The 7,379-nt window shown below is 69.9% G+C and carries 9 protein-coding genes; 2 read left to right on the top strand and 7 right to left on the bottom strand.

Annotated features, from left to right (window positions below; translation table 11 throughout):
• Positions 1-74: 74 nt before the first annotated feature.
• From B9S61_RS11135 to clpS, 7 genes are all read right to left on the bottom strand, one after another.
• Positions 75-1,025, bottom strand: a complete 951-nt coding sequence (locus B9S61_RS11135; RefSeq protein ID WP_103542114.1) for a PLP-dependent cysteine synthase family protein — start codon at positions 1,023-1,025, stop codon at positions 75-77.
• Positions 1,026-1,031: 6 nt separating this feature from the next.
• The gene (locus tag B9S61_RS11130; RefSeq protein WP_103542113.1) at positions 1,032-1,310 is read right to left on the bottom strand and encodes a MoaD/ThiS family protein; all 279 of its coding nucleotides are present in this window, start codon (positions 1,308-1,310) and stop codon (positions 1,032-1,034) included.
• Between the two features lie 104 nt (positions 1,311-1,414).
• Entirely contained in the window at positions 1,415-1,510 is a 96-nt protein-coding gene (locus tag B9S61_RS43430) for a putative leader peptide (protein WP_360388195.1), read from the bottom strand.
• A gap of 98 nt (positions 1,511-1,608) precedes the next feature.
• Positions 1,609-2,031, bottom strand: coding sequence for a Mov34/MPN/PAD-1 family protein (locus B9S61_RS11120; protein WP_103542111.1), 423 nt, complete (start codon positions 2,029-2,031; stop codon positions 1,609-1,611).
• A gap of 155 nt (positions 2,032-2,186) precedes the next feature.
• Positions 2,187-3,728, bottom strand: coding sequence for a sodium:alanine symporter family protein (locus tag B9S61_RS11115; protein WP_103542110.1), 1,542 nt, complete (start codon positions 3,726-3,728; stop codon positions 2,187-2,189).
• A gap of 367 nt (positions 3,729-4,095) precedes the next feature.
• Positions 4,096-4,698: a DUF2017 domain-containing protein gene (locus B9S61_RS11110; RefSeq protein WP_103542109.1), complete on the bottom strand. Its 603-nt coding sequence runs from the start codon at positions 4,696-4,698 to the stop codon at positions 4,096-4,098.
• A gap of 55 nt (positions 4,699-4,753) precedes the next feature.
• Positions 4,754-5,071, bottom strand: a complete 318-nt coding sequence (gene clpS / locus B9S61_RS11105) for an ATP-dependent Clp protease adapter ClpS (RefSeq protein WP_103542108.1) — start codon at positions 5,069-5,071, stop codon at positions 4,754-4,756.
• Between the two features lie 108 nt (positions 5,072-5,179).
• Between clpS and B9S61_RS11100 the strand changes: the two genes are divergently transcribed.
• Both B9S61_RS11100 and B9S61_RS11095 read left to right on the top strand, forming a co-directional pair.
• On the top strand, positions 5,180-6,541 hold the full coding sequence (locus B9S61_RS11100) for a nicotinate phosphoribosyltransferase (RefSeq protein WP_103542107.1): 1,362 nt from the start codon (positions 5,180-5,182) through the stop codon (positions 6,539-6,541).
• A gap of 131 nt (positions 6,542-6,672) precedes the next feature.
• The gene (locus tag B9S61_RS11095; RefSeq protein WP_103542106.1) at positions 6,673-7,266 is read left to right on the top strand and encodes an isochorismatase family protein; all 594 of its coding nucleotides are present in this window, start codon (positions 6,673-6,675) and stop codon (positions 7,264-7,266) included.
• Positions 7,267-7,379 lie beyond the last annotated feature (113 nt).

Raw genomic sequence — 7,379 nt, 5'->3', positions numbered from 1 at the left:
CCCCGCTCCTCAGACGCCGGAGAGGCTGAAAGGGCCGGAGAAGTTGTCCTCCGGCCCTTGTGATGCGTGGCGGGTCAGGCCCAGAGCTGGCCCTGGAGCGCGTCGATGGCCTCTTCGGTCGTCGCGGCCGTGTAGACGCCGGTCGACAGGTACTTCCAGCCGCCGTCGGCGACGACGAAGACCACGTCGGCCGGCTCCCCCGTCTTCTGGGCCTTCCTGGCGACACCGATCGCCGCGTGCAGGGCGGCCCCGGTGGAGACGCCGGCGAAGATGCCCTCCTGCTGGAGGAGTTCCCGGGTGCGGGTGACGGCGTCGGCGGAGCCGACGGAGAAGCGGGTGGTGAGGACGGAGGCGTCGTAGAGCTCGGGGACGAAGCCCTCGTCGAGGTTGCGCAGGCCGTAGACGAGGTCGTCGTAGCGCGGCTCGGCGGCGACGATCCGGACGTCGGGCTTGTTCTCGCGCAGGTAGCGGCCGACACCCATGAGGGTGCCGGTGGTACCGAGGCCGGCCACGAAGTGGGTGATCGAGGGCAGGTCGGCGAGGATCTCGGGGCCGGTGGTCGCGTAGTGGGCGTTGGCGTTGTCCGGGTTGCCGTACTGGTAGAGCATCACCCAGTCGGGGTGCTCGGCGGAGAGTTCCTTGGCGACGCGGACGGCGGTGTTGGAGCCGCCGGCGGCCGGGGAGGGGATGATCTCCGCGCCCCACATGCCGAGCAGGTCACGGCGTTCCTGCGAGGTGTTCTCGGGCATCACGCAGACCATGCGGTAGCCCTTGAGCTTGGCGGCCATGGCGAGCGAGATGCCGGTGTTGCCGCTGGTCGGCTCGAGGATCGTGCAGCCGGGGGTGAGCCGGCCGTCCTTCTCCGCCTGCTCGATCATGAACAGGGCGGGGCGGTCCTTGATGGAGCCGGTGGGGTTGCGGTCCTCCAGCTTCGCCCAGATGCGGACGTCGGCGGACGGCGAGAGCCGCGGCAGGCCCACCAGGGGGGTGTTGCCCACCGCGGCCAGCGGGGAGTCGTAGCGCATCGCCGATCAGGCCATACCACCGGCGACGGCCGGCAGGATCGTGATGCTGTCGCCGTCGGACAGCTTGGTGTTGATGCCGTCGAGGAAGCGGACGTCCTCGTCGTTGAGGTAGACGTTCACGAAGCGGCGCAGCTGCTCGCCGTCGACGATGCGGGCCTGGATGCCGGTGTGCCGGGTCTCGAGGTCGGCGAAGAGCTCGGTGAGGGTGTTCCCGGTGCCCTCCACCGCCTTCTGGCCGTCGGTGTACTGGCGGAGGATGGTCGGGATGCGGACCTCGATGGCCATGGCTGAGGGCTCCTGTCGGAAGAGTCTGTCGTGAAGTTCGGGAAGGGCACGCGGCGGCGCACGTCAGCCCGCCGCGGCTCTCGGCCGTACGGCGGCAGCGGGGATCAACAGATGGCGCTGTTCAGCCGGCACAGGTCGACGTGCAGCCGCGCCACGAGCAGTGCGCCCGGCGCTGTTTCGCTCACGTCGAAGAGAACCATGGGGTCATCGTATCGATTCCCGGACGGGCTCCCGGAGTGTGATCTCACCTCTCGGACACCTTCCATCCGCGATACGGGACGAGGGTGGGCCGACGGGGTCAGTACGCCTCTACGATCCTGACCTCCTCCTCGGTGATCTCGCCCTCCAGGATGCGGAACGAGCGGAACTGGAACTCGCCGGCGTCGTCGGTGTCGGCGGTGGAGACCAGGACGTAGTGGGCGCCGGGCTCGTTCGCGTAGGTGACGTCGGTGCGGGAGGGGTAGGCCTCGGTCGCGGTGTGCGAGTGGTAGATGACCACCGGTTCCTCGTCCCGGTCGTCCATGTCCCGGTAGAGCTTCAGCAGGTCCTGGGAGTCGAACTCGTAGAAGGTGGGCGAGCGGGCCGCGTTGAGCATGGGGATGAAGCGCTCGGGGCGGCCGGAGCCCACCGGGCCCGCCACCACGCCGCACGCCTCGTCGGGGTGGTCCTTGCGGGCGTGGGCCACGATCTGGTCGTACAGGGTCTGGGTGAGGGTCAGCATGGGGCTCAGGATAAGCAGACGGGCCGTTCCGTACCGAAGGGTGGTACGGAACGGCCCGTATGCCGGACGTCCTCAGCGGATGGCCGGGGGAGCGCCACGAGTGCTCCCCCGGCCGGCGTCCCTGGAGGGGAGGGGCGAAGCCCTGTCCGCCGGGTTCAGAGCGACTTGGTCGCCGCGGTGTCGGCTGCCTCGGCGTCGCGGTCCGCGGTGTCGCCACTGTCGCGACGGCGGACGAACTCCAGGAAGGAGTTGAGCTCCCGCTTGACCACGGGGGCCAGCAGGTAGAGGCCGACGATGTTGACGACGGCGAGCAGGAAGAGCGCCGAGTCGGCGAGGCTGATCAGGGAGTCGAGGGACAGCAGGGCGCCCGCGAGCACGAACGCGCTCCAGATGCTCTTGAAGATCGTCTCACTGGTCTTGCTGCGGCCGAACAGGTGCGTCCACGCCTTGAGGCCGTAGTAGCCCCAGGTGAGGATCGTGGAGAAGGCGAACAGGAGCACCGCGAGGGTCAGCAGGTGCGGGAACCAGGGCAGGACGGTTTCGAAGGCGTCGGAGGTGATGGTGACGCCGCCGACGTCCTGGCCCTCGCGCGCCTCGCCCCAGCTGGCGGGGTTGGCGATGACGATGGTCAGCGCGGTCATGGTGCAGACGACGACCGTGTCGATGAACGGCTCGAGCAGGGCGACCAGGCCCTCACTGGCGGGGTGCTTGGTCTTGGCCGCGGAGTGGGCGATGGGCGCGGAGCCGATGCCGGCCTCGTTGGAGAAGGCGGCGCGCTGGAAGCCGACGATCAGGGCTCCGATGATGCCGCCCGCGACCCCCTCCGCCTCGAAGGCGCCCGAGAAGATGGTGCCGATCGCGTCGGGCACGGCGGTGATGTTGACCCCGATGACGATCAGGCAGGCGATGAGGTACATGATCGCCATGGCGGGGACCAGCCGGCTGGTGACCGAGGCGATGGAGCGGATGCCGCCGAGCAGCACCAGGCCGACCAGGACGGCGATCAGCAGGCCGAAGAAGACCGCGCCGGAGGAGGTGGCCAGGAAGCCCTCCTCGCCGCCGAAGGTGGAGGAGATCTGGGCGTAGCTCTGGTTGGTCTGGAAGAGGTTGCCGCCGAAGAGGCCGAAGAAGAGGATCAGGATCGAGGAGCAGACGGCGAGCACCTTGCCGAACTTGGCGCCGCCGCTGCCGAAGCGCTCGGCGAGGCCCTTGGGCAGGTAGTGCATGGGGCCGCCGGAGACGGTGCCGTCCGGGTGCTCCTCGCGGTACTTCACACCGAGGGTGACCTCGACGAACTTGCTCGCCATACCGAGCAGACCGCAGATGATCATCCAGAACGTGGCTCCGGCGCCGCCGATGGAGACGGCGACGGCGACGCCGGCGATGTTGCCGAGGCCGACGGTGCCGGAGACGGCGGCGGTGAGCGCCTGGAAGTGGGTGACCTCGCCGGGCGCGTCCGGCTCGTCGTACTTGCCGCGTACGACGTCGAGCGCGAGCCTGATCTTGCGGGCCTGTACGAAGCCGAACCAGCAGGTGAAGACGAGTCCGGCGATCACGAGCCAGGCGACGATGAGCGGGAGATCGGCGCCGCCGACCGGGACGGTGTAGAAGACGACGTCGCCGACCGCGGTGGAGATGGGATCGAAGAAATCACTGGTGGCGTCGTCGATTTTTTGGGTGATGGAGTCGAGTGACATCGAACTTCCTCGGAGGACGCGGGGACGTGCTGGCGTGGCGCGGCAGAACGGGTACGACGTGCGAACGCCGGGGGCCGTGCGGCAGCGATGGAGGAGAAGGCAAGGCCCGCGGAACTCGGCCGTCGTCTTCCTGCCGTGCTGGTGGTGCACGCCGGCAATGGCCGGCTTTCTTGCTCACAGCTTGGGTCGGGCCGCAAGCGAGTTGCCGATTCTTACCACGCTGTTCACGTCATGCCGAGTGACGCAGATCACGAGAAACCGCCCATGCGGAATAAAACCGCAGGGGCGGTGACGGGATCGTTATCCGGACTTGAGGTTCTTCTGAGCGAACAAGACCGGTGGATCTATGTGGATGTATGGGGCATCTTTACGGCAGGAGGGTCGAGACGAGCGTCTCCTGGAGACCGCCGAGCCACAGGTACGCCATCACCATCGGTTTGCGCGGGTCCTCGTCGGGGAGATGGAAGAGCAGATCGCTGTCGTCCTCGTCGCTGATCTCCAGCCGGGAGCCGATCGCGAGGCGCAGATCGTTCAGCGCACCCAGCCACTGGCGGGACTCGGCCGGCGACAGCTCGAGCACCGCGCCGCCCTCACCGGACGGGTGGAGCCCGTCCAGGGAGCGGATGACCGCGAGGGCGTTGTCGCGCTTGCCGGCCCGCAGGTCGTTCTCGGTGTAGCGGCGGAACTCGGCGGAGTACTCCCGTTCCTCCTCGGCCTCCTTGGCCCCCGGGGTACTCCCGGGGTCGCCGTAGGCGTCGGGGAAGAGGCGGCGCAGCACCGGGTCGGAGGGCGGCTCGCTCGGGCCCTCGGCGAAGAGCTCGGCGAGCGGGTCGCCGGAGGCGTCCTCGGCGGGCCCGGGGCCGATGAGCTCCGTCATCTGCACGGCCAGGGACCGGATGATGGAGATCTCGACGTCGTCGAGGGCGACGGCCGCGCCGCCGCCGGGGAGCGGTTCGAAGGTTCCTGGCATGGAGGCGATCGCTACTTCCGGTCCTGCGGACGGGGTCGGGTCATGTCCGGCTCGGTCACTTCCGGTCGTGCTGGAGGGTGGCCCACAGTCCGTAGCCGTGCATGGCCTGGACATCGCGCTCCATCTCCTCGCGCGTACCGCTGGAGACGACCGCCCGGCCCTTGTGGTGGACGTCCATCATGAGCTTGGTGGCCTTGTCCTTGGAGTAGCCGAAGTACGACTGGAAGACGTACGTCACATAGCTCATGAGGTTGACCGGGTCGTTGTGGACGATGGTGACCCACGGGACGTCGGGTTCGGGCACGGCGAAGGCCTCCTCCGCCGACTCGGTACGTTCGATCTCCATGGGTGCGGGTGACGTCACACTGCCCATGCTGCCACCGCAGGGGGGTGGTCGCACAAACCGGCCCGCTGTTCCGGCCCCCGAGCGAGCCCCCGACCCAAATCGTCAAACTGACGAAATGGGGGTAGCATCCTTCGTATGAACACAGCGGATCTTGGGCTGCCGGTGGAGGTTCCCTCGACGGCGCTCTTCACGGACCAGTACGAACTGACGATGCTGCAGGCCGCGCTGAAGGCCGGTACGGCCGGGCGGCACAGCGTGTTCGAGGCCTTCACCCGGCGGCTGCCGGACGGCCGCCGCTACGGCGTGGTGGCCGGCACCGGACGGGTGCTGGACGCGGTGGAGAACTTCCGCTTCGACGCGGACGTCCTGCGCTTCCTGCGCGAGAAGCGGATCGTCGACGACCGGACCGTGGACTGGCTGGCCGGCTACCGCTTCTCCGGCGACATCTGGGGCTACCCCGAGGGCGAGGTGTACTTCCCGGGCTCGCCGATCCTGCGGGTCGAGGGCAGCTTCGCCGAGTGCGTCCTGCTGGAGACGGTGATCCTGTCGATCCTCAACCACGACTCCGCGATCGCCGCGGCCGCCTCCCGGATGTCGTCCGCCGCCGGGGGCCGGCCGCTGATCGAGATGGGCGCCCGGCGCACCCACGAACTCGCCGCGGTGGCCGCCTCCCGGGCCGCCTACATCGGCGGCTTCGCCTCCACCTCCGACCTGGCGGCCGGCTTCCGCTACCACATCCCCACCGTGGGCACCTCGGCCCACGCCTTCACCCTGCTGCACGACACCGAGCGGGACGCCTTCCGCGCCCAGGTGGACTCCCTCGGCCGCGGTACGACACTGCTGGTGGACACCTACGACGTGGCCGAGGCGGTCCGGACGGCCGTCGAGATCGCCGGCCCGGAGCTGGGCGCCGTCCGCATCGACTCCGGAGACCTGCTGCTGGTCGCCCACCGGGTGCGGCAGCAGCTGGACGAGCTGGGCGCCACCAAGACACGCATCCTGGTCACCTCGGACCTGGACGAGTACGCCATCGCCTCGCTGGCGGCGGCACCGGTCGACGCGTACGGGGTGGGGACCCAGCTGGTGACCGGCTCCGGGCACCCGACCGCCTCCATGGTCTACAAGCTGGTCGCCCGCGCCGAGTCCGCCGACCCGACCGCGCCGCTGGTGCCGGTGGCGAAGAAGTCCACCGGAGGCAAGACGTCCATCGGCGGCCGCAAGTGGGCGGCACGGCGGCCGGACGCGGACGGCGTCGCCGAGGCCGAGGTGATCGGAACCGGTGAGGTGCCGGACGGACTGGCCGACCGGCAGCTGCTGGTACCGCTGGTCAAGGGCGGCGAGGTGATCGTCCGCGAGCCGCTGGACGTGGTCCGCGACCGGCACGCGGCGGTGCGGGCGGGGCTGCCGTTGTCCGCGACGCAGCTCTCGCGGGGGGAACCCGTGCTGCCGACGGAGTACCTGAGCACGGAGTACGCCAACGGGCGCTCGGGTACCTAGCTGGAGGCGGTGCGAGGCGGGGGCGGCGCCCCTGCCGCGACCCTGTCCGTGTCGCCCTCCGTTCAATAGGCTCGGAATTCACCCGGCCGGGCCCGTCTCTCATCCCGACCCACTCAGAGAAGGACACCGCCATGCGCCGCGCACTGATCGTCGTCGACGTGCAGAACGACTTCTGCGAGGGCGGCAGCCTCGCCGTCACCGGCGGCGCGGATGTGGCCGCCGCCATCACCGAGCTGATCGGCCAGGCCGGCTCGGCCGGCGGCTACCAGCACGTGGTGGCCACCCGTGATCACCACATCGCGCCCGGCGGGCACTTCGCGGACAACCCGGACTACGTACGGTCCTGGCCCGCGCACTGTGTCGCCGGGACGGAGGGGGTCGGGTTCCACCCGAACTTCGCTCCCGCGGTGACCTCCGGGGCGATCGACGCGGTGTTCGACAAGGGGGCGTACTCGGCCGCGTACAGCGGGTTCGAGGGCGCTGACGAGAACGGGACGCCGCTGGCGGAGTGGTTGCGGGAGCGGGAGGTCGAGGAGGTGGACGTGGTGGGGATCGCCACGGATCACTGCGTGCGGGCCACCGCGCTGGACGCGGCGAAGGAAGGGCTGCGGGTGCGGGTGCTGCTGGAGCTGACGGCGGGGGTGGCGGCGGCGAGCACGGAGCGGGCGCTGGAGGAGTTGCGGGGGGCGGGGGTGGAGCTGTCCGGGGCGCCTGTGGTGCGGTGAGCTTGCGCGGTGCCGCTGCGTGGGGATGGGCTTCAGCTTGGCCGCGCTGGCACGGGTGCCGCTACGCCCACCCGTGCCGCCCCAGCGGCACGACTGCCCGCAGCTAGGGGGGT

It is taken from the genome of Streptomyces sp. SM1, assembly GCF_002910825.1.
Classification (GTDB): Bacteria; Actinomycetota; Actinomycetes; order Streptomycetales; family Streptomycetaceae; genus Streptomyces; species Streptomyces okerensis.
The sequence above is the reverse complement of the archived record's forward strand: the minus strand, read 5'-3'. Positions and strand labels throughout refer to the sequence as shown.